We start from the raw sequence: 19,909 nt of genomic DNA, 5'->3' as shown, positions 1-19,909 counted from the left end.
TTCATTCTTGTGCCGCTTCCATGAATTCAAAACGCCAGGCCGTCTTTCTCCACACCGGCTACAGGACGGCGGGGACATGGCTATGGTCGTGCTTTCGCAAGCTCGACGAGGTCGCCGCCTACTACGAGCCGTTGCACGAAATGCTGGCGACGATCGATCCGCTCAAGCTCGCGAGCAGCACCGCCGACAGTTGGCGCTCCGGTCACCCGGCGCTCGAAGCGCCGTACTTCGCCGAATTTGCTCACATGCTCGAACCAGGCGTGGGCGGTATTGCCGGCTATGAGGCGGAGTTTTCGATCGACCGCTTCGACAGTCACGCGCCGCCGGCCGCCGACCGCCTTGAGCGCTACCTGCGCGGCTTGCTGGACGCCGCGCACCGGCAAGACCGCGTGCCCGTGCTGAAATTCTGCCGCTCGCTCGGGCGGCTGGCGTGGTTTCGCGCCACCTTTCCGGATGCCGTGCATATCGTGGTCGAGAAAAACCCGATTTCGCAATGGCAGTCCTGCTGGCAACTGTTTGCGGCACACCGGAATGCGCATTTTGTTGCTGTACCGTTCGTGGTGCTGGCGATGAACCGCCATGTGCCGCTGGTCCAGCAGACGATGGAGGCGTTGCAGGTCGCATTGCCGGCGCCGCTCGCGGACGCAGGCGCCGGGGCGCAGATGCTGGAGTCGTACCTGACGTTCTACAAGGCGCACGTCGCGACGATCCCGCCGTTGCAAGCGTACCGGGCGTTTCTGGCGCACTGGCTGCTGACGCTCCGGGACGCGGCAACCCATGCCGACGCCCTGTTCGACTGCGATCTGGCGCGCCATTCTCCAGCGTATCTCGAAGGCGCCGAGCGTTGGATCCACGAACTGACCGGTCTGCGTCCTTCGTTCGGCAGCGCGCACCGCGAAGCCGCCGCTGAACGCCACTATGGTTTCGCGCCGCTGGAGGGCTTGCAGGTGCACCTCGAAGCGCTGCGGGTGGCGCGTACGCTCGCGGCCGGCGGTGGCGTCGAGCCGGACGCCCTGGTGCTGTGGACCAGCAAGCTGGCGCAGGCCACCCAGGTGATGGCGTTCGGCGACGCGGCGAACTGGCCGCAGCCGCAGGTCCCGGCCGGCCGCGCTGCACGGATGGTGGATGTGGCGCTGATCGACGGCGAGGGCATCGACGCGGTTCTACATGCCGAGCTGGCAGCGACGCGGGCCGCGCTGGCCGAGGTTAAGGACGAACTGGCGCGCGTCCACGGTTCGCCGCTGTGGCGCCTGATGACGCGGGTTCGCACGCTGCGCGCCCCGAAACTGTTCCGCCGCGCTCGCCGCGGCGCGAGGCTGTCTGCGGGCAAGGCTCAGAAAGCGCAGCCGATGGCTGAGCCACGCCGCTGACCCGCCAAACCACCCAGTCATGCTCTGACGATTCCGTCTTATAGACCCGCCGTGTCCTCACGCCCCCGCCATGCCAGGCAGCAGGACCCGGTAGATATGAATGAAGGCCGGCCCAAGCAGCACCACCAGCAGCGCCGGAAAAATGCAGAACATCAGCGGAAACAACAGCTTCAGTCCGATCTTCGCGGCCTGTTCTTCGGCCCGCATGCGCCGCTGCGTGCGCAGCGTGTCGGACAGCACGCGCAGCGAATCGCCAATGCTGGTGCCGAAGCGGTCGGCCTGGATCAGCAGCGTGCAGAACGAGTCGATATCGTCGACGCCGGTGCGCAAGGAGAAATTGCGCAGCGCCTTGTCCTTGGTGAAACCCGAGCGCATCTCGAGCAGCATCAGGTCCAGTTCGCTCGCGACCACTGGGCTGCTGATGCGGATTTCGCCTGATACCTTCAGCAGCGCCGCATCGAGACTCAGCCCCGCTTCGACGCACACGGTCAGCAGATCGAGCGCATCGGGAAAGTCTTCGAACAGCTTGCGCTTGCGCCACGCGATCCGGCGTCCCAGTACCACGTTCGGCAGGTAGTAGCCGATGCCGCCCAACGTAACCAGCACCAGCGAGAGTTCGTAGGTGTCCCGCGCGGCCGGGGTGTGCAGCAGCCACAGCAGCGCGGTGAGCGGCATGAAGATGGCCAGCGCGGTCTTTGCGGCGAAGTAAATGGGCGCCGCGCCCGGCGAGCGCCAGCCCGCGTTCATCAGGCGCACGCGCAGCGACGAGCGTTCCCAGCCTTCCTTCGGGATCGACAGCCGGGAGATCGGCCGCGAGATGTCGGCGAGCTTTTCGAGCCACTCACTGCCGTTCTGCTCGCCTTGCGGGACCGCCGCAGGCGCCGCATTGACGCCGCCCGCCTGCTCGATCCGCTGACGCATGTCGCGCGGCGCAAACGCATGCATCGCGCCGAACGCCGTGGCGAACACAATGGCGAATACGCCTAGCAGGATCAGCAGGTGCATCGTATCTGGCGTTTGCATGGCAACCTCTTATTATCAATGTTGAGCAGTGCGATATTGACGGCGAGTAGGGATGGCGCGGCGTTACACGCGCATCTTGACGATGCGGCGCATCCAGAACACGCCGAACATCATCGAGCTGAGCACGGTCCAGAGCAGTTTCAGGCCGTCCGGGTCCTGCCACAGCACGTCGAGGAAGCCGGGATTGATCGTCACCATCACGGCGGCGGTGCCGAACGGCAACAGTCCCAGGATCCACGCGGACATCTTCCCCTCGGCCGACAGCACGCGAACCTTGTCGAACAGCTTGAAGCGCTCGCGGATCAACGAGGCAATGTCGTCGAGCAGCTCGGCGAGATTGCCGCCGGTCTCGCGCTGGATCAGCACGGCGATTACCAGATAGCGCAAGTCGCGAATCGGCACACGGGTGGCGAGATTCATCAGCGCCTCGTTGAGCGAGATGCCGTAGTTGATCTCGTCGAACGTGATGCGGAATTCGCCGCTCATCGGCTCGGCGAACTCGGTGCCCACCATGTCGAGCGCGCCGCTGAACGCATGTCCTGAACGCAGCGCGCGGGCCAGCATGTCGCACACGTCCGGAAACTGGCGGTCGAGTTTGCGCAGGCGCCGCGCACGGCGATAGCGCACGTACAGCAGCGGCAGAACGGCGCTCGGCAGGGCTGCGGCGAGCAAGGGCAAGAGCGGCAGGCGCGCGAACAGCAGGAGCGCCAGCGCGAGCGGCGGCATGACTGCGCAGGTGCCTAACAGGCGCGCCACGGTCCACGACATGCCGGACTGCTGCAGAAACAGGTCGATTGCGTGCACGCGCGGCAGATACAGCAAGCCTTTGCCGAGCAGCGACGATTCGCTCAGCAGGCGCTCCTTGAGGATCGTGAAGCGCTTGCTGTCGAGTTGGCCACCGGCCGAGACCGCGCGGATACGCGATTCGACCCGCCGGGCCGCGGGGCCGTGACGGCTGTTCCACCATTCGTACACGCCTTCGACCGACAGCACGACAGCGGCGAACAGAAGCACGATGGCTGCATAGAAGATTGGGGCCATGCCAGTCTCCAGAGACTAAGGTTGCGGGCGGGCGAACCGCCCGCGCGGTTCAGGCGGTTTCGAACTGACGCGTCGGGTCATAGACGCGCTCGGGCAGCGCGACGCCGAACGCCTGCAGGCGCTCCGCGAACTTCGGCCGCACCCCGGTCGCGCAGAAGTGGCCGCGCACGTTGCCGTCCGAATCGACGCCGGCGCGCCGGAAGGTGAAGATCTCCTGCATGTTGATCATGTCGCCCTCCATGCCGGTCAGCTCGGAGATGCTGACGATCTTGCGGCGGCCGTCGGTCAGGCGCGTGGCCTGCACGATGACCGAGATCGCCGAGGAAATCTGCTGACGCATCGTCCTGGTCGGCAGCGACAGACCGCCCAGGCTGATCATGTTTTCGAGGCGTGTGAGCGCGTCGCGCGGCGTGTTCGCGTGAATCGTCGCAAGCGAACCTTCGTGGCCCGTGTTCATGGCATTGAGCATGTCGAGTGCTTCGTCGCCGCGCACTTCGCCGAGAATGATCCGGTCGGGGCGCATGCGCAGCGCGTTGCGCACCAGCGTGCGCTGCGTGATTTCACCGCGCCCTTCGATATTGGGCGGCCGGGTTTCGAGGCGCAGCACGTGTTCCTGGCGCAGTTGCAGCTCGGCGGCGTCTTCGATCGTGACGATACGTTCGCTGGCCGGAATGAAGCCCGACAGGATGTTCAGCAGCGTGGTCTTGCCGCTGCCGGTGCCGCCCGAGATGAGGATGTTGATCTTGGCGCGCGCGAGGCCGTCGAGCACTTCCGCCATCGGCGGCGTGAGCGTCTGCAGTTCGATCAGGTCGGACACCTGCAGCGGATTGACCGCGAAGCGCCGGATCGACAGCAGCGGCCCGTCGATGGCCGACGGCGGGATGATCGCGTTGACGCGCGAACCGTCGGGCAGGCGTGCGTCGACCATCGGGCACGATTCGTCGATGCGCCGGCCGACCCGCGAGACGATTTTTTCGATCACCTTCATCAGGTGGGCGTCGTCGTAGAACGTCACCTCGGTGCGCTCCAGACGTCCCTTGCGTTCGACATAGGTATGCTGGTACGTGTTGACCAGAATGTCGGAGACGGTCGGGTCGCGCAGCAGCAGTTCGAGCGGACCGAAGCCGAACATTTCGTCGTGCACATCGATCACGAGCTGCTTGCGTTCGAGATCGTTGGCCGGCGCCTTCTGATCGTCGAGGATCCGTCCGATCAGCGCGGCGATTTCCTGGCGCACCTGGTCGGGCGGCAGGCGCGACAGCCGTTCGAGTTCGACGCGTTCCAGCACCGCCAGATGGATCTCGCGTTTGAGCTTCTGGTAGGCCGCCCGCACCATCGCGCCCGGCGTGCCGCCCGCCTCGGAGCGCTCGAAGAAGGGCTGCACGCGTTGGGCTGAGATCTGCTCACGAAGCGACATGATGTTTCCCCTGTTAGTCCAAGTGCATTTCAAGTTTCGGCGCCGCCGGACGGCCGAGCATCCTGGCGAACAGCGACTCGCCCTTGGCGCGCGCGGGTCCGGACGCACCGGTCCGGGCGGCGATGTTGGCGGCGAGCGTCTGCAAGCTGCGCGATGCGCCGCTCTTATGACCCGTCTTCGAGATCGGCAAGCCCTGGTTGATCGCCTCGGCGACCGCGGCGGCATCTTCCGGTATCACCTGATACGGGCGCATGCCGAGCACCTGCTCCATTGCCGCGCGGGCGCGTTCTTCGTGACGCGCATAGCGATTGAGCAGCAACCGCGTGCGCTCGGCGGGATAGCCGAGCGAGCCGAGAATTTCCTGCAGGCGGCGGCCGGCGCGCACGTGCGGCATGCTCGCCTGCAGCACGATGTGGATCTGGTTGCTGCGATCGAGCGCGAGCATCGAGATCGGATTGAGCGTCTGGCCCAGGTCGAAGATCACGAAGTCGTAGCGCGGCGCGGCGACGCCGAGAATCCATTCGAGCCGCTCTTCCTTGATCTCGGCCGCCTTCACCGGATCGCCGGCGCCGGCCAGGATATGGAAGGTGTCGCTGACGTGCAGCACGCTGGCGTCGAAGAACGCATGGTCCATGCGCTCGATCTGCGAGCACAGTTGCGGCAGCGTCGACGGCGGTGTTTCGTTCGTCACGAGGAACGCGGCGTCGGCGAAGAGCTGGTTGAGGTCGATCATCAGCACGCGTTTTTTCTGCTTGTCGGCGATCGTGTCCGCCACGTTGGCGGCAATGAAGCTGGTGCCGACGCCGCCCTTGCACGAGATGAACGAGACGATTTCGGTGGTGTGCGTGTGAGTCTGCAGGCACTGGGCTTCTAGGCGCGCTAGCGCATCGGCGAGCGCGCGGCGCTCGAGCGGCCAGTTGAGCACGTCGCGAAAGCCCGCGCGCATCGCCGCGATCAGGCTTTGCGGCGACCCGTCCGGCGTCAGCAGGATGCAGGAGAGGCGCTTGTGCTTCTGGCACAACTGCGCCACCACCGGCAACTCTGCCTCCTCGCTCGAGGCGGCGTCGACGAGCAGCACATCGAAGGCGTCGAGACTGTCGCCGCGCTCCAGCAGCAGCGACGGGATATCGGTCGTGCGGGTGGTGCGGTAGTCGCCGCATTCGGCGAGCACGTGCACGACCTGAGACAGGCGCGTCGCGTTTTTCGAGGTGATGAGAATGTCGATCATGATCGTCTGCGCCCCGCTGTCGAGGGTTATTGACCGCTGCCGCCACTGCCGCCGCCGGTGCTCACGCCGATCACGAACGGGTTGACGGTGACAACGGGCTGGGTGAACGACTTGTCGTACTGGGTCATCGCCGAGGCGGCGGCTTTGCCGTCGATGCCGTCAACCGAGTGCGCATGCTGGGCCGCCTGCGGATCGATGATCTGCGCCTGCATGGCGGTTCTTTCGGCCTCGCCGAAATGCGCATCCCAGATCGGCGAGCTGGACATGCAGCCGCCGAGTGCGATGAACGCCGTGACGCTCAGTGCGGCGCGCGCCGCGAAGAGAAGGGTTGCGAGTTTCATGAGATTCCCCTGTTCATCACATCAATGGTCGAGCGCGCTGTGGGCGCTGCTCGCGTTGGCAAGGTCCTGCTGGGCGTCGTGCGGGTTGGGCAGCGCCTCGCTTGTGCTCAGCGGCACTTGCGGTGCGGGAGCTGGTGCCGGCACAGGCGCCGCAACCGGACCAGGCGCTGCTGCAGGCGTCGCCGGGTTGCCAGTCGCAGGCGTGCCCGTCCCTGACCTGGGCGCACCCCCGCGGCCTTCCATGTCGCCGGTCGCATAGATGTCGACGTCCTTCGGTTGCGTGAAGCTGTCGGTGGGCAGCGGCACGTTGGCGGTGCGCTGCGGCCGGACGAGGTGCGGCGTGATGATGAACACCAGCTCCGTGCGGTTCTGCTGGAACGAGGTGCTGCGAAACAGCGCGCCGAGCACGGGTATCTCGCCGATTCCCGGCAGCGCCTTGAGCGCGCCGGTGACGTTGTTGCTGATCAGCCCGCCGATCGCGAAGCTTTCGCCGTCGTTCATCTGCACGGTAGTGGACGCCCGCCGCGTGGTGATGAGCGGCAGGATCGTCGAGCCCACGTTGGTCGCGCTGAGCGTGACGCCGGTCGGCGAGAGTTCCGACACTTCCGGGGCGACCTTCAGGTTGATGCGGCCGTTGCCCAGCACCGTTGGGGTGAATTTGAGGCCTACCCCGAAGTCTTCCTGTTGCAGCACGATCGAGGTCGTGCTCGTGCTGCTGCTTTGCGGCACCGGAATGAACACTTCGCCGCCGGCGAGGAAGGTGGCCTCCTGGCCGCTGATCGTCACCAGGTTCGGTTCGGCGAGGATCTTCACGAGGTCGTCGGTCTTCTGTGCGTCGACCGAGACCTGGAACGGCAGCTTGTTGCTCTTGTTGACCGCGATGCCGCTCGAGACGCCCGCGAGCAGGCTGCTCACCAGCGCGCCGGTCCACGACCCGAAGCCGCCCTGGATGTTCACCGACGCGCCCAACTGGTTCATCAGCGTCTTGTCGACTTCCGCCACTTTCACTTCGAGCATGACCTGCTGCGGCGAATCCACGCTCATCATGTTGAGCACGCCGCCACCCTTGGCGGCGCCGTCCGCGCTGGTGTGACTGCTGTAGACGGTGGCGATTTCGACTGCTTCCGCGGCCGCCTGAGCGCTCGACACATGCCCCGCCAGCACGAGGTTGTCGGCGGCGGTGGAGACACGAATGCCGCGTTCTTCGGGCATCAGTTGCGCAAGCGATGCCTGCAGGCCGCCCGAGTCCACATTGACGACGACGTCGATGATCTGGCATGCGCCGCTGCGGCCCTGCACGATCATGTTGGTGGTGCCGACCGATTCGCCCAGCACGTAGAGCGTTTGCGGCGAGACCATGGTGGCCTGGGCGATGGCGGGGTTGCCGAGCGTGCGGTTGCGCACGGGTTCGTCGACCGGCACGAGGGTGGATTTGCCGACCGGCACGAACACGGTGCTTTCGCCGCGAACCGAGCCGGTGCAGTTGGGGCCGTGCAGCGGTCCGGTGGGCACTGCGGCCGCAGCAGCGGCGGCGCTGCCGGATGCGGGCGCCATGCTGATGGTCATCTGCAGCGGCTCGCGGCCCATCGGCACGGCAGCGCTGGCGCTTGCCCTGGCGGGTGTGCCGTTGTCCGGAGCGTGCTGCGCGAGTGCGGTCTGAGCGAGTGCGATCTGGCCGAGCAGCAGGCCGGTGCCTAGCCACGCGACCCATACCGCGCAGCTCGCCTTCGTGCGTCGCGGCGCCGGGCCGGACGGGAAATCAGGTTTCGTAGTCATGTTGTGGTGCCCCCGTTGCTGGATCCTGTAGATCGCGTTCGTTGTCTGGTGTGGGTCTGGGTATCGTGTGCAGCGCCATGGCCGGGTGGTCTCATGCTCCGGCTACGCCGCTGCCGTCAAAAGCATTCCTGGCTGCCGTTCACGCCCGACAGCACGCCGATGCAGTCGCGCTTGACCGGCGCCCGGCTCACATACTTCACGCGAGTGGGCTGGGGTGCGGCGACAGGAGCGGAAACTGCCACGGGAGCGGAGGCGCCGAGCAAGGTCATCTTGGTGGCGCCGGCCGTGGCGAGCGTGTCGACGTCCACCTGGTTGCGCAGCACCAGCGACAGCGTGCCGACACTGCGCGCGAGGTCGAGCTTCTCGGCCTGATCGGGCGTGACCTCGAGCGTGACGGCGTTGACCACCTTGGGCGCCGTGTCGTCGCGATTGACCTGTTGAGCCACCGCCAGCACGAGGATCTTTTCCAGCACGATCTTCGAAATGCTTTGCTGCGTGTCGCTCTTGCTGGTGGGCTCCTGCGTATTGACGATCACGTCGACGTAGTTGCCTGGGAGTGCGAAGCCGGCTACGCCGACCACGTCGTTGACGCGCACCGTAATGGCGCGGCGTCCTTCGCCGATCACGGCGGACAGGCCGCCCTTCGTGCCGACCGGCGCGAGCTTCGATTCGAGCACCGGTTCGCCACGCTGCAGGCTGGCTCGCAGCACGCGGCCGTCGAGCGTCTTCGGGTCGTTGAAGGCGCCGGGCGGGATGCTGTCGGTCGGCCAGTTGACCGTGTGGACCATGGTGCCGCTGAGCGGCTCGCCGAGGCTGATGTCGTCGGAGGCGACCGCCACCTGGGTGACTGCGCCCGACGAGGTTTGCACGAGCCACCGCGAAGCGAATACCACGGCGGCGAGGCCCGCCAGCATGGCAACCGCCAGCATGACGAATGCACGACTGTTTTTCATGACGTTACTCCCCGTAAAACGAGTGAAAGGCCGGCAGGCGCGATGTGCTCATGTCAGGTTCGCGAACAGCACGCCCAGGGTTCCTGCGGCAATCGCCACTCCATAGGGCAGCGAGCCAACCGACGCGGGTGGCGCTGGCTTGTCCGTGCCGGCGTTCGCGCCGCGCTGGGTGGCGCCCGCCACCATGCACCGCAGGTTGCCGAGCAACTGTCCGATGCGGCGCCGGCGCGCAGTCAGCGCCAGTGCCCAGATGCCACCGATCACGAAGGTGGCGAGTGCGATCTCGACGGTGGGCCACACGCCCAGCCACGCGCCGATCATCATCAACAGCTTGACGTCGCCGGCAGCCATGCCGCGCAGCAGATAAAACGGCAGCAATACGGCAAAGCCGGTGAGTGCGCCGGCAAGCCACGTCGTGCTGCCGGCGAGCGGTCCATGCAGCCAGCCCTGCACCAGCAGCGCGGCGACGAGCCCCGCAGCGATGATGGGGTTGGGGATGCGCCGGCTCACGATGTCCGTGCTCGCGGTGACGATGACGAGCAGCACCACGCAGGCGGGTATCGGGTGAGGCGGGAGCGGAAAGCCTGGCATCATGAACCTCGTTGGGTGGTTCAGATCGACGCTGCAACGTCGCTGAACAGCAAATTCAGATTGGTGCCGACCGTGCCAACGGCGCCGACGATGACGAGCGCAATCAGGGCGGCGAGCAGCGCGTACTCGATGGCCGTGACGCCGCTTTCACCGTCGAGAAAAATGTGAATCTTCGCGATGGCGCGGGAAAAACGGCTCGGTGCGACCGGCTGCGACGCAACGAGTTGGGAAAAGGAACGAGCTGTATTCACGATTGACTCCTCGATGTCGGGCCGGCGTGGCCCCACCTTCAGAAACAGGGCGGACGGACGACGGGTGCCGCGTGGTCGTCCGCCGCCAGGACGTTCAAACCGAAGCGGCGATGTCGCTGAACACCGTGTTCAGGTTCGTGCCGAGCGTCTTCACCGAACCCATGATCACGATGGCGATCAGCGCTGCGATGAGGCCGTACTCGATGGCGGTGACGCCGTCTTCGTCGCGGAGGAAATGCTTGGCTTGCGTGAGGATGTTTTGCATGACAATCTCCAAAAGGACTACTACATATATAACCCTGTGCCGGAATTGGCCTTAGGGAAGGGACTACAGGTACAGCAAGGTGGTACTGCGGGAAAAAACGGAGCGGTCTAGCCGCCGTGCCGAGGCGGATCAATATCCGCGTCTGCATCGGTGTCGGTATCGACTGATAAGGAAAGCCGCCGGCAGGCAGCTTCGCCGGCGAGAGTCCTGGCGACAGCGTCGCGGTAGCCGGGCCATGCCGGCAGTGAAACGAAGGCGGCGCGGCTGGCCGGCTCGCCGGAATGCTTCGATGCGGCAGCGAGCGGCTTCCAGTTCAGCGGCTCTTGCCGGGGGCGTGCGGTAATACGCCCGGATGCATGGTTTTTCATGTTCGATCCCCGTGTTCTGCTGCTTATCTATGGCAAGGAGTCTGGTCGGAACTCCTGTGCGCGGCGTCCTGTTTGTGTCTGGACGGTATGTCTTCGTCTGCCGCGCTCACTCCTACGCAAGGCATGGGCCAGCTCGAGCAAAACCGCGTCAATGCTGGGCTCGCGCTTTGCACGCGGTCTGTGGCGCGTGGCCGGTGTCCGGTCTGTCGCAACCTTGAGACGAACCGGGGCGGGCGGCGGGCCTGTCAACCTCCCGCAAAGGCCCGTGCAGCCTTGCTGTCGGCTTCGGCCCAGGGACTTTCCATGAGGGCGGCGCGGCGCCGCTTTCGCGAGAAATCGGCGCAATTGAAACGGCCCGTTTGCACAACGTGTTGCAGGTGTGAGGCAGGCTGTGTGCGATAGGCCACACAAAGCGGGCATTTCGGGCAGTGCGAGGCAGTGCAAGGGCCGACCATCGCCCTCGCCGCGAAATGCGGGACTTGAAACTTGGATTGTTTTCCTACAACAATGAATCGACCAGCAACGCGACGTATCGATCGCATGCTTAGGAATCGAAACAAAAAGATAGATGTCGAAAACGCCGGCTGACCTCCGGCGCAGACATAAGGCGGGGATGATGGAAAGTCTGGTTCGGGGAGTGCGCCGCGCAGAGCGCCGCATATATGACTGGGTGACACGCGACCGGCTAGTCGTGTATAGCGGCTTCGCGCTTCTGATCGAAGCGGCGATCCTCGTCTTGTGGGCATGGAGCAGCCACGGCTTCACCGATGGCAGCTACCGGCCCGGCACCGACTACTCTGTCTTCTGGGTCGCCTCGCACGTGATGCTGCACGGCGTGCCGGTGCAGGTCTACGATTACGTCGCGTTCGGCAAATTCGAGCGGCTGCTGCTGGACGGCTATCAGCACGGCGGCTTTCTGCCGTGGCTGTATCCGCCGATGTTCCTGTTGCTCGTCACACCGCTCGCGCTGCTGCCGTTCTGGCCGGCGTTCTTTGTGTTCGTGGCGGCGAGCGTGGCGCTCTTTTGCTTTGGCGTGTTGCGCGTCTCGGGCCTCGATAAGGTGCTGGGCAACGCGAAGCTGGCAGGTTTCGTCGTGGCGACGTTTCCTTGCGTATTCGTGTGTGCGACGTTTGGCCAGAACTCGCTGCTGACTGCAGCATTGGCCGCCTTCTCGGTTCGCTGGGTAGATCGCCATCCGCTGCGCGCAGGCCTGTGTATCGGCCTGCTGGTCGCCAAGCCCCAGATGGCGCTGCTGTTTCCGTTGGTGCTGATTGCGGCGCGGGCCTGGCGTGTGATGGCGGTGGCCGCGCTCACCGCGATGCTATTCACGCTGCTCAGCGTGCTGGTATGCGGCCCGCAGTCGCTGCATCTGTTCCTCGCCGCCGCGAACCTGGCGCGCGGCGTCACGCTGGAGACCGGCGTGCGCTTCTGGCTCGCTTCGCCCACACCGTTCGCCGTGTTCCGGCTCGCTGGCCTCGATCTGACGCCTGCCTATCTCGCTCAGGCGGGCGTGGCGCTGGTTGCGGCAGCGGCCGCCTATGACGTATGGCGCCGCACCTCGGACAGCGGCGCGCGTGCCGCGATTCTGGCGGTGGCGACGCTCATTGCCAATCCCTATGTCTGGCACTACGAACTGGCGTGGCTCGGTATCGCGCTTGCCTTTCTGGCCGCAGCCGGATTGCGCCGCGGCTGGTTGCGCGGCGAGCAGACCGTGCTCGTGTTCGCGTGGCTTCTGCCGCTTTACGAATTCTTCAACCGCGTGATGCATGGGCCGCAGATCGGACCGGTCGTGCTGTTGCTGATGGTGCTGATGATCGTGCAACGCGTACGCAGCGACGCAGGGAGTGCGCAATGAACCCGATCTCGTCGAACGCGGTACGGCTTGCCCGGCGCCGGGCACCGGGAGCTTGCCGGGCGGCCCGCGCTGCCCATGCCATGCATGGGCAGCATTGGCTCAACGGCGAGCGGCTGCGGACCTACGCGCTGGTGGCGCTGGCCTGTTATGGACTGTTCTTCGCCGTGTATCTGTACCGTACCGAGTGGCAGCACCGGCCCGACTTCGGGCCGTTGGCGCTGGATTTTCTGCCGTTCTGGAGTGCTTCGTTTCTCGCGCTGCATCGCCATGCGATCGATGCGTATAACCTCGCGGCGCTGACCGCCGTGGAGACCGATGCCATCTCGCGCTCCCCCGGGATCCTGCCGTGGCTCTATCCGCCCACTTTCCTGCTGGTCGTGTATCCGCTGGCGCTATTGCCGTTCAGGATTGCAGCGGCGGTCTTCCTCGGCGGCACGCTGGGGCTCTTCGTCGGCGTGATGCGCGCGATCGTGCCGGGCCGGCAAACCGTGCTGCTGGCACTCGCCTTTCCGGGGGCGGCGCTGGTGCTGGTGTGCGGGCAAAACGGCTTGCTGACCGCCTCGCTCGTGGGGCTGGGTCTGGTCTTGCTGAGGCGCCGTCCTGTGCTGGCCGGCATATGCTTTGGATTGCTATGCATCAAGCCGCATCTGGCCGTGCTGCTGCCGCTTGCGCTGCTCTGTTCGCGCTCGTGGCGCGCGCTGGGTGTGATGGCGCTGACCGCGGCGACGCTGCTCGCGGTGTCCGTGCTGCTGTTCGGCACGGGAACGCTACTGGCGTTTCTTCATAACGCGGGGTTTATCAGCGGCCTCGTCGAGTCCGGCCGGGCGGCGCTCGCGCGCATTCCCACCGTGTTCGCGATGGCCACGCTGGCGCATGTGCCCCGAACATGGGCCTACGCCGCGCAGGGCGCCTCGGCATTGATCGCAGCGGCAGCGGTCTGCCATGCCTGGGGGCGCGATTGTCCATACGCGCTGCGCGCCGCCGTGCTGGTGTGCGCCAGTCTGCTCGTCAGCCCCTATCTGTTCGACTACGACCTGGCCTGGCTCGGTGTGCTGATCGCGTGGTACGCGCGGCACGGTCTTGCTCGCGGCTGGAAGCGCTATGAGCGTGAGTGGCTGGTGGGGTTGTGGTTCGCACCCATCGCGGGCGTCCTCGTGGTGGCGCAACTGAAGTTCCAGTTCATGCCGGTCGTCATGGCGACGACGTTGTGGATGCTGACGCGGCGGATCGTGCAGGCGCGGCAGGAGCCTGTCGTGCTGCAGGACGATAACGGGGAAGCGTGCGTGGCGTGGGCGACGCAGCGTGCCGCGCGCAGGTAAGCGCGGATCAAAACAATCAAATCAAAAGTGAAGGGGAGCAACATGTCTCAACATAACAGTAGAAATCTGGTTTCGCTGGTCGTGCCGTTCTACAACGAAGGGGACGCGGTCAGCCATTTCTTTGCGCAGATCGTTCCGGTGCTCGAGGCAATCGAAGGGATTCGCTTCGAGATCGTCTGCGTGAACGACGGCAGCAAGGACACCACGCTCGAGAAGCTCATCGCAGTCAGCGTGAAGGACGCGCGCGTGCGGGTGGTGGATCTGACGCGCAACTTCGGCAAGGAGGCCGCGTTGACCGCGGGTCTCGACGAAGCGCTCGGCGATGCGGTGATCCCGATCGATGCCGACCTGCAGGATCCGCCGAGCCTGATTCCGGTGATGATCGAACACTGGCGGGCAGGCGCCGAGGTGGTCGCCGCGAAGCGCAGCAACCGCGCCTGCGATTCGTTCGCGAAGCGGACCGCCGCCGCGCTGTACTACCGCGTCCACAATGCGCTCTCCGATCTGAAGGTGCCGGAGAACGTGGGTGACTTCCGGCTGATGGACCGCGTGGTGGTCAATGCGCTGAAGCGCTTGCCGGAGCGCCGCCGCTTCATGAAGGGGCTGTTCGCGTGGGTGGGCTACCGGACCGTGATTGTCGAGTATCAACGCGAGGCACGCAGCGCCGGACATTCGAAGTTCTCTGGCTGGCGGCTGTGGAATTTCGCGCTCGAAGGCATTACCAGTTTCAGTACGGTGCCGCTGCGCTGCTGGACCTACATTGGTCTCGTGATCGCGGCTTTCGCGTTCGTGTACGGCGGCTTCATGATCGGACGCACGCTGCTGTTCGGCAATCCCGTGCCGGGCTATGCATCGCTGTTGTGCGCGCTGTTGTTCATGGGCGGTATCGAGCTGATCGGCATCGGCGTGGTGGGCGAATATATCGGGCGCATCTACCACGAGTCGAAGGGGCGGCCGGTGTATCTGGTGCGGCGCCGCTATCAGGCGCGCAGCAAGGTGAGCGCGCTGCCTATGCGTGAAGCCGTGGCGCATGCTGCCGCGCCGTTGCGCTTCGAACATCCGCGCAAGCGTACGGCGCAGCGGATGCGGGTGGCGGCGCGCTAGGGGCGTCGTGTGGGATGCGTGCGTCAAGTGACAGGTGAGGCCGGCGGCGCAGCGTGGGCTGAGCCAGCCGGCGGGGAAAGGAGAGTCAGGATGAAAGAGCAATCTGACTGGGTGAAGCTGTTCCGCTTTGGTGTGTCCGGCTTGCTGGCAACGGGTATCCATCTCGGGGTGGTGATCGCGTTGATGGTAGGCGCGGGTCTGTCTTCGAGCTGGGCGAACTCGGCGGCGTTTGTTTGCGCAACGATCGGCTCGTATCTTCTGCACACGCTGTGGAGTTTCTCGAGTTCGCTGCGCCTGAGCAATATCGGACGCTTTCTGGTGGTGTCGCTGGGCGGCGTGCTGATTACCTGGGTGCTGTCGCATCTGATGCAGGTAGCGGGCGCCTCGTCGTGGCTGGGGACCGCGCTGGTGATGAGCGTGGTGCCGCCGTATACGTTTGTGGCGCATCGGCGGTGGACCTATCGTTCAGCGCATTAGCCGTGCCCCGGCCGCCGGACGGCGCGCAATTTCCCGCTGCTGCCGCCGCCGCAGAAGAACTGATCGGCGCCATCGGATTCGAGTCCCGATACGCCGACCCCGGCCGGCATATCGAGCTGCTCCAGCACCTCGCCGGTGTGCGGGTCGATTCGTCTCAGGTCGCTCTCGTCGCCTTCCCAGGTGCCGTGCCAAAGCTCGCCGTCGACCCACGTGACGCCGGTGACGAACCGGTTGGATTCGATGGTGCGCAGAATGGCCCCAGTGTGCGGATCGACCTGATGAATTTTCCGCTCCCGGTACTGCCCGACCCAGAGCGTTCCCTCGGCCCACGCTAGCCCCGAGTCGGCCCCGCCGCCAGGGGCCGGGATGGTGGCGAGCACCTGGCCGGTTTGCGGATCGAGTTTCTGGATGCGGTCTTCGACGATCTGAAACAGGTGCTGGCCGTCGAAGGCTGTGCCGGCGTGCCCGGCCACATCGATCGAGCGCACCGTCTTGCCGCTCGCGGGATCCATGGCGCTCAGTGTTTCGCCGGTGGCAAACCAGACCTGCGCGCCGTCGTAGGTGACGCCGTGCACGCTGTCGACGCCCGGGAAGGGACCATATTCACGGATGATTTTCGCTGCCGATCGTTTCATGATTTCCTCTGGTCCCGTAGATACAAAGCGATGATATTGGGTGGATTCCATCCTACTCGGACGGCAGGGGAGCGGGGAGTAACAAGGTCGTCGTGAAACCCGCCACGGGTGGCGTCATCCAGCGCCGCGCGCGGCCGCGGCCGAACGGCTGTACCTTGCCGGCAGCCGCCAGCGCGTCGAGCGCCCGCTGCACACTGCGCTGGCTGGCGCCGAGCGCCAGCGCAAGACCGGAACTGGACCACGACTCGCCGTCGGCAAGGAAGGCGAGCACGGCCGCATGCTTTTCTTCGACAGGCCGCGCCAGCACGACCACCTCGCTCGTGCCATGCGGCTGCAGTGCAAAGCCCTGCTTCGTCGCAGTGATATCCGCTACCGCCCGCAACACGGTGCGCAGCCGTCCGGCTTCGACGCGCAAGCGGGCGCGGTGCGATTCGTCGGCGTGCTTCGCGCGGAAGGCGCGCGCGACGAGCGTGTCCCGTGGCACGTCCGCGGGCCACGCTTCGGCCAGTGTGCGCAAGAGGGTGAACAACACCGGACGGCGTGCGAGCGAAACGACAGCTCCGGCCTTGCTTACTGAATAACGGCAGGCGTCGATGACGAGCGCCTTCGATGCCAGTAACGCTTCCACTTCGTCGAGCAGCAGGAGCCGTTCCTCGCCTCGCGCAATCAGGCGGGCTGCGGGTGTATTCAGGATGTGCGACGCGCTGCTGACCTCCGCGCTCAACGCGGGAATCCCGGCGCGGCGCGCGGCGTGTCCGGCGCGGGCGAGGGCGGCGCGCGCCGTCTGGGTGTGGAGACGGCGTATGGCGAGTCCCGCCACGACGAGCTCGTGGGCGGCTCGCAGGGCGGGCGGAAAGGGCGCGGGATCGAAGCCGGCGAGCAGGCGTTCGGCTGCGCCGAGGTGTCCGATCAGCAGCAGGCGCCGCATCTCGAGATAGCGCGCATGAGCGGCGTTCACCTGGTCGCCGTGTGCTTCGAGGGTTGCGCGGGCTGTACTCAGCGCTTTGGCCGGCCAGCCGAGGTCGCGCGAGACAAGGGCGATTTCGGCCTCGGCGACGACACATCGTGCGCGTGCCACCGCCTCCCTGGGACCGAAGGCGCGCGCCGCGCTGCGCACCAGCTCCCTGGCCCGCACGAGGTCGCCAAGCTGGGCCATGGCGATGCCGCGTAGCGCGAGCGCCGCCGCGTCGTCGCGCAAGGCGACCCGGTTCAGGGCGCCAAGCGGATCACCCGCCGCGAGCGCACGGGCCGCGGCTGTGACTAGCGAGTCCATGGTCTATGCGAATCCCGCCACACTTGTCACTCCCGCCGTTGGGTGTCCGGAACTAATCTACCACGACCAATCACCCGTCCGTCGTATCGCCCGGTGAGCGAGCGATGCAGGACACCTAATGGAGGCGAACATGACTACGACACACAACACCGGAACGCGCGAAGCGTGGCTGGCCGCGCGGCTCGAACTGCTCGAGGCGGAGAAGGCATTGACGCGGCGCAGCGACGAAGTGGCGCAACAGCGCCAGGCGCTGCCGTGGGTTCGTATCGACAAGGATTACCGGTTCGAGACCGGGCAAGGCAGCGCAACGTTGGCCGAACTGTTCCAGGGACGCTCGCAACTGCTCGTCTACCACTTCATGTTCGGGCCCGACTACAAGGCGGGGTGCCCGTCGTGTTCCTCGATCGCAGACGGGTTCAATGGCATCTTTATTCATCTGGCGAATCACGATGTGACGTTGACGGCGGTGTCGCGGGCGCCGTTGGCGAAACTGCAGGAATACCAACGGCGCATGGGATGGACGTTTCCCTGGGCATCGTCGTACGGCAGCGATTTCAACTTCGACTTCAATATCTCGTTCACGGAGGCGCAGCAGCGCGAGGGCGAAGTCGAATACAACTATCAGCGCGGCCGCCATGCGATGGACGCGCTTCCGGCACCCGAGCCGGTTGCCCAGTTCGCCGCGACCTGTGGAACCGATCCGCAGACGTACGCGCGCGACCGGCCAGGCTTGAGCGCGTTCGTGCTCGAGGATGGCGTGGTTTATCACACGTATTCCGCCTATGCGCGCGGCGTGGATGGAATCTGGGGCATGTATCAGTGGCTCGACCGGGCGCCCAAGGGGCGCAACGAGTCGGGCATCTGGTGGAAGCGCCACGACGAGTACAGTGCGCGTTGAGGTGCGACGTGAGTGCGATGCGCGTAGCCTCGCGGCGGGAGATCTCGCGGTATGGGGTCTCCCAGCCTGGATTCCTCAGCGTTGCCGGGCTGGTCCTCGCGGCCAGCGTGGTGGCGACGGTTGCCTGGTGCTCGTCCATGTCGGCGATGGGCGGAACGCCGATGCCCGGCGGCTGGGTGATCTCTGCCGCATGGAGGCCGATGTGCGGGCGGACCTGGGCGAGCGTGGCCGCGTCGTTCGTTGGGATGTGCGTGGTGATGATGGTGGCGATGATGATGCCGTCGCTTGTACCGGCGTTGTGGCGTTACCGCAGGGTTGTCGCGGATAGGGCTGGCGAAGTGCGTCTCGGGTGTCCGACCTTGCTGGTCGGCTTGGGGTATTTCTTTGTGTGGACTCTCGCAGGCTTGGTCGCATTTGTACTGGGCGCCATGCTGACGGGGCTTGAAATGCGACTGCCGGCGTTGGCGCGCGCCGTGCCGCTTGCGGGCGGTTTGGTTGTCCTCGGCGCTGGAGCGCTCCAGTTCACCAGGTGGAAGGTGCGCGCTCTGGCGTGCTGTCGTGAGGCGCCGGGCGGAGGCGTGTTGCTAGGCCGCATGGCGTCGGCATGGCGATACGGTTTGCGCCTCGGGCTCCATTGCAGCTATGCCTGTGTTGGCCTGACGGCGACGCTGCTGGTCCTCGGAGTGATGGACCTGCGCGTCATGGTGGGGGTGGCGGCAGGTATCACCGCCGAGCGTCTTTTGCCGGATGGGGAGCGGGGCGCGCGCTTCGTTGGAATTGTTCTCGTCGGGCTCGCCGTGCTGCTGATTGCCCAGGCAGTCGAGCGAGCATGACAACGGCAGCGCGATGTCACGCGCCATGCGAGCCGACACTCGACGCACGGCGCGCACTGCTCGCTTCAGACGAGCGTGATCGAAACGCCGATGTTGCCGCGCGTCGCCTTCGAGTACGGACAGGTCTGGTGTGCCGACTCGGTCAACGTCTTGGCGATTTCGCGATCCAGGCCCGGCAGGCTCACGTTCAGGCGGGCCTGCAGGAAGTAGGCGCCATCGGTGGTGCCCAGGTCCACTTCTGCGTCGACGGCGGTGTCGGCCGGCAGCTTGACGTTCAGGCTGGCTGCCGCGTGCCCCATGGCGCCGATGAAGCAGGCCGACCAGCCGGCCGCCAGCATCTGTTCCGGATTCGTGCCCGCGCCTGCCGAGCCGGGAGCCGAGAGCTTGACGTCAAGCCGGCCGTCGGAGCTGCGCGCTGCGCCGTTGCGTCCACCGGTGGTATGGGTCTTGCCCGTGTACAGCACTTTTTCGAGTTGAGTCATGATGTCATCCTTCGATAGTTCAGTTTCGGAAGATCTGTTCGTCGAAACGAAACGATCTTTAATCAGGAGGATTGCTTACCGTATTGAAATCAGGAAGCAATCCGGCGGCGGTTAGGCGATCAACCGCCCCGATACAGCTTGCTCAAGTAAGCGATCTGACCGTCCTGCTCGGCTTGCACCAGTTCATGGCGCACCTCTGCGCGAGTTTTCTGCGTTGCGCCGGTCTGGTCCGGGCTCCATTGCTGGACCAGTGCGCCGCCGGATTGAGCAGCAGTCGTTGCCGGGGCATCGGAGGCGTGGGCAAAGCCAGCCGTGGCGAATGCAGCGAAGGCAAAAGCGATCATTGAGGTTTTCATCTCGTTCTCCGTGAAGCAAAAAATTAAAAGAAGGCGTCGGGGTATCGGGGGCA

22 protein-coding genes are annotated in these 19,909 nt (G+C 65.5%); 7 read left to right on the top strand and 15 right to left on the bottom strand.

The annotated features are described in order from the left end of the window. The first annotated feature begins 20 nt into the window (after positions 1-20). Positions 21-1,370, top strand: a complete 1,350-nt coding sequence (locus tag AC1ECK_RS10395; protein WP_480318579.1) for a hypothetical protein — start codon at positions 21-23, stop codon at positions 1,368-1,370. Positions 1,371-1,427: 57 nt separating this feature from the next. Here AC1ECK_RS10395 and AC1ECK_RS10390 read toward each other — a convergent pair whose 3' ends face one another. From AC1ECK_RS10390 to AC1ECK_RS10340, 11 genes are all read right to left on the bottom strand, one after another. After that, complete coding sequence (locus AC1ECK_RS10390; protein WP_480318577.1) at positions 1,428-2,393, bottom strand: type II secretion system F family protein; 966 nt, start codon at positions 2,391-2,393, stop codon at positions 1,428-1,430. A gap of 63 nt (positions 2,394-2,456) precedes the next feature. Further along, the gene (locus tag AC1ECK_RS10385; protein ID WP_480318575.1) at positions 2,457-3,434 is read right to left on the bottom strand and encodes a type II secretion system F family protein; all 978 of its coding nucleotides are present in this window, start codon (positions 3,432-3,434) and stop codon (positions 2,457-2,459) included. A gap of 49 nt (positions 3,435-3,483) precedes the next feature. After that, entirely contained in the window at positions 3,484-4,851 is a 1,368-nt protein-coding gene (locus AC1ECK_RS10380) for a TadA family conjugal transfer-associated ATPase (RefSeq protein ID WP_480318573.1), read from the bottom strand. Between the two features lie 13 nt (positions 4,852-4,864). Then, positions 4,865-6,079 carry a CpaE/TadZ family protein gene (locus AC1ECK_RS10375; protein ID WP_480318571.1) on the bottom strand — a complete coding sequence of 405 codons (1,215 nt, stop codon included), beginning with the start codon at positions 6,077-6,079 and terminating at the stop codon, positions 4,865-4,867. 26 nt (positions 6,080-6,105) lie between these two features. Beyond that, a complete protein-coding gene (locus tag AC1ECK_RS10370) occupies positions 6,106-6,420 on the bottom strand; it encodes a hypothetical protein (protein WP_480318569.1) in 315 nt (104 codons plus the stop codon). A 21-nt stretch (positions 6,421-6,441) separates the two neighbouring features. Then, positions 6,442-8,196 carry a type II and III secretion system protein family protein gene (locus AC1ECK_RS10365; RefSeq protein ID WP_480318567.1) on the bottom strand — a complete coding sequence of 585 codons (1,755 nt, stop codon included), beginning with the start codon at positions 8,194-8,196 and terminating at the stop codon, positions 6,442-6,444. A gap of 116 nt (positions 8,197-8,312) precedes the next feature. Beyond that, a complete protein-coding gene (gene cpaB, locus AC1ECK_RS10360) occupies positions 8,313-9,149 on the bottom strand; it encodes a Flp pilus assembly protein CpaB (protein WP_480318565.1) in 837 nt (278 codons plus the stop codon). A 48-nt stretch (positions 9,150-9,197) separates the two neighbouring features. Continuing rightward, the gene (locus tag AC1ECK_RS10355) at positions 9,198-9,743 is read right to left on the bottom strand and encodes an A24 family peptidase (protein WP_480318563.1); all 546 of its coding nucleotides are present in this window, start codon (positions 9,741-9,743) and stop codon (positions 9,198-9,200) included. Between the two features lie 17 nt (positions 9,744-9,760). Beyond that, positions 9,761-9,919 carry a Flp family type IVb pilin gene (locus tag AC1ECK_RS10350; RefSeq protein ID WP_480318816.1) on the bottom strand — a complete coding sequence of 53 codons (159 nt, stop codon included), beginning with the start codon at positions 9,917-9,919 and terminating at the stop codon, positions 9,761-9,763. A 166-nt stretch (positions 9,920-10,085) separates the two neighbouring features. Beyond that, the gene (locus AC1ECK_RS10345; protein WP_480318561.1) at positions 10,086-10,256 is read right to left on the bottom strand and encodes a Flp family type IVb pilin; all 171 of its coding nucleotides are present in this window, start codon (positions 10,254-10,256) and stop codon (positions 10,086-10,088) included. A gap of 107 nt (positions 10,257-10,363) precedes the next feature. Further along, positions 10,364-10,624, bottom strand: coding sequence for a hypothetical protein (locus AC1ECK_RS10340; RefSeq protein ID WP_480318559.1), 261 nt, complete (start codon positions 10,622-10,624; stop codon positions 10,364-10,366). A 616-nt stretch (positions 10,625-11,240) separates the two neighbouring features. Here AC1ECK_RS10340 and AC1ECK_RS10335 point away from each other — a divergent pair. From AC1ECK_RS10335 to AC1ECK_RS10320, 4 genes are all read left to right on the top strand, one after another. Beyond that, complete coding sequence (locus tag AC1ECK_RS10335) at positions 11,241-12,479, top strand: glycosyltransferase family 87 protein (protein WP_480318557.1); 1,239 nt, start codon at positions 11,241-11,243, stop codon at positions 12,477-12,479. Continuing rightward, the gene (locus tag AC1ECK_RS10330; protein ID WP_480318555.1) at positions 12,476-13,798 is read left to right on the top strand and encodes a glycosyltransferase family 87 protein; all 1,323 of its coding nucleotides are present in this window, start codon (positions 12,476-12,478) and stop codon (positions 13,796-13,798) included. Before AC1ECK_RS10335 ends, AC1ECK_RS10330 begins: the two co-directional genes overlap by 4 nt. 42 nt (positions 13,799-13,840) lie before the next feature. Continuing rightward, positions 13,841-14,902 carry a glycosyltransferase gene (locus AC1ECK_RS10325; protein ID WP_480318553.1) on the top strand — a complete coding sequence of 354 codons (1,062 nt, stop codon included), beginning with the start codon at positions 13,841-13,843 and terminating at the stop codon, positions 14,900-14,902. Positions 14,903-14,992: 90 nt separating this feature from the next. Continuing rightward, complete coding sequence (locus AC1ECK_RS10320) at positions 14,993-15,379, top strand: GtrA family protein (RefSeq protein ID WP_480318551.1); 387 nt, start codon at positions 14,993-14,995, stop codon at positions 15,377-15,379. On the opposite strand, the gene AC1ECK_RS10315 is transcribed toward AC1ECK_RS10320, so the two are convergent. Both AC1ECK_RS10315 and AC1ECK_RS10310 read right to left on the bottom strand, forming a co-directional pair. Further along, positions 15,376-16,014: a Vgb family protein gene (locus tag AC1ECK_RS10315; RefSeq protein WP_480318814.1), complete on the bottom strand. Its 639-nt coding sequence runs from the start codon at positions 16,012-16,014 to the stop codon at positions 15,376-15,378. The genes AC1ECK_RS10320 and AC1ECK_RS10315 overlap by 4 nt on opposite strands. Before the next feature lie 52 nt (positions 16,015-16,066). Then, positions 16,067-17,287, bottom strand: a complete 1,221-nt coding sequence (locus AC1ECK_RS10310) for a helix-turn-helix domain-containing protein (RefSeq protein ID WP_480318549.1) — start codon at positions 17,285-17,287, stop codon at positions 16,067-16,069. A 130-nt stretch (positions 17,288-17,417) separates the two neighbouring features. Between AC1ECK_RS10310 and AC1ECK_RS10305 the strand changes: the two genes are divergently transcribed. After that, entirely contained in the window at positions 17,418-18,185 is a 768-nt protein-coding gene (locus tag AC1ECK_RS10305; protein WP_480318547.1) for a DUF899 domain-containing protein, read from the top strand. Between the two features lie 17 nt (positions 18,186-18,202). Next, the gene (locus AC1ECK_RS10300) at positions 18,203-19,018 is read left to right on the top strand and encodes a DUF2182 domain-containing protein (RefSeq protein WP_480318812.1); all 816 of its coding nucleotides are present in this window, start codon (positions 18,203-18,205) and stop codon (positions 19,016-19,018) included. Between the two features lie 65 nt (positions 19,019-19,083). Here AC1ECK_RS10300 and AC1ECK_RS10295 read toward each other — a convergent pair whose 3' ends face one another. Together AC1ECK_RS10295 and AC1ECK_RS10290 are read right to left on the bottom strand one after the other, a co-directional pair. Further along, complete coding sequence (locus AC1ECK_RS10295) at positions 19,084-19,500, bottom strand: organic hydroperoxide resistance protein (RefSeq protein ID WP_480318545.1); 417 nt, start codon at positions 19,498-19,500, stop codon at positions 19,084-19,086. A gap of 119 nt (positions 19,501-19,619) precedes the next feature. After that, on the bottom strand, positions 19,620-19,856 hold the full coding sequence (locus tag AC1ECK_RS10290) for a DUF4148 domain-containing protein (RefSeq protein ID WP_480318543.1): 237 nt from the start codon (positions 19,854-19,856) through the stop codon (positions 19,620-19,622). Between the last annotated feature and the right edge of the window lie 53 nt (positions 19,857-19,909).

It is taken from the genome of Paraburkholderia sp. SSBN10T, assembly GCF_056619545.1.
Note: the sequence above shows the minus strand (reverse complement) of the source record. Positions and strands in the feature narration are given on the sequence as shown.

Bases quoted from the DNA above. Each gene is read 5' to 3' on its own strand.
- AC1ECK_RS10380 (WP_480318573.1), bottom strand. From the start codon at position 4,851: ATGTCGCTTCGTGAGCAGATCTCAGCCCAACGCGTGCAGCCCTTCTTC.
- AC1ECK_RS10305 (WP_480318547.1), top strand. From the start codon at position 17,418: ATGACTACGACACACAACACCGGAACGCGCGAAGCGTGGCTGGCCGCG.
- AC1ECK_RS10370 (WP_480318569.1), bottom strand. From the start codon at position 6,420: ATGAAACTCGCAACCCTTCTCTTCGCGGCGCGCGCCGCACTGAGCGTC.
- AC1ECK_RS10330 (WP_480318555.1), top strand. From the start codon at position 12,476: ATGAACCCGATCTCGTCGAACGCGGTACGGCTTGCCCGGCGCCGGGCA.
- AC1ECK_RS10340 (WP_480318559.1), bottom strand. From the start codon at position 10,624: ATGAAAAACCATGCATCCGGGCGTATTACCGCACGCCCCCGGCAAGAG.
- AC1ECK_RS10355 (WP_480318563.1), bottom strand. From the start codon at position 9,743: ATGATGCCAGGCTTTCCGCTCCCGCCTCACCCGATACCCGCCTGCGTG.
- AC1ECK_RS10290 (WP_480318543.1), bottom strand. From the start codon at position 19,856: ATGAAAACCTCAATGATCGCTTTTGCCTTCGCTGCATTCGCCACGGCT.
- AC1ECK_RS10375 (WP_480318571.1), bottom strand. From the start codon at position 6,079: ATGATCGACATTCTCATCACCTCGAAAAACGCGACGCGCCTGTCTCAG.
- AC1ECK_RS10300 (WP_480318812.1), top strand. From the start codon at position 18,203: ATGCGCGTAGCCTCGCGGCGGGAGATCTCGCGGTATGGGGTCTCCCAG.
- AC1ECK_RS10295 (WP_480318545.1), bottom strand. From the start codon at position 19,500: ATGACTCAACTCGAAAAAGTGCTGTACACGGGCAAGACCCATACCACC.
- AC1ECK_RS10395 (WP_480318579.1), top strand. From the start codon at position 21: ATGAATTCAAAACGCCAGGCCGTCTTTCTCCACACCGGCTACAGGACG.
- AC1ECK_RS10365 (WP_480318567.1), bottom strand. From the start codon at position 8,196: ATGACTACGAAACCTGATTTCCCGTCCGGCCCGGCGCCGCGACGCACG.
- cpaB (WP_480318565.1), bottom strand. From the start codon at position 9,149: ATGAAAAACAGTCGTGCATTCGTCATGCTGGCGGTTGCCATGCTGGCG.
- AC1ECK_RS10390 (WP_480318577.1), bottom strand. From the start codon at position 2,393: ATGCAAACGCCAGATACGATGCACCTGCTGATCCTGCTAGGCGTATTC.
- AC1ECK_RS10345 (WP_480318561.1), bottom strand. From the start codon at position 10,256: ATGCAAAACATCCTCACGCAAGCCAAGCATTTCCTCCGCGACGAAGAC.
- AC1ECK_RS10385 (WP_480318575.1), bottom strand. From the start codon at position 3,434: ATGGCCCCAATCTTCTATGCAGCCATCGTGCTTCTGTTCGCCGCTGTC.
- AC1ECK_RS10320 (WP_480318551.1), top strand. From the start codon at position 14,993: ATGAAAGAGCAATCTGACTGGGTGAAGCTGTTCCGCTTTGGTGTGTCC.
- AC1ECK_RS10315 (WP_480318814.1), bottom strand. From the start codon at position 16,014: ATGAAACGATCGGCAGCGAAAATCATCCGTGAATATGGTCCCTTCCCG.
- AC1ECK_RS10335 (WP_480318557.1), top strand. From the start codon at position 11,241: ATGGAAAGTCTGGTTCGGGGAGTGCGCCGCGCAGAGCGCCGCATATAT.
- AC1ECK_RS10325 (WP_480318553.1), top strand. From the start codon at position 13,841: ATGTCTCAACATAACAGTAGAAATCTGGTTTCGCTGGTCGTGCCGTTC.
- AC1ECK_RS10310 (WP_480318549.1), bottom strand. From the start codon at position 17,287: ATGGACTCGCTAGTCACAGCCGCGGCCCGTGCGCTCGCGGCGGGTGAT.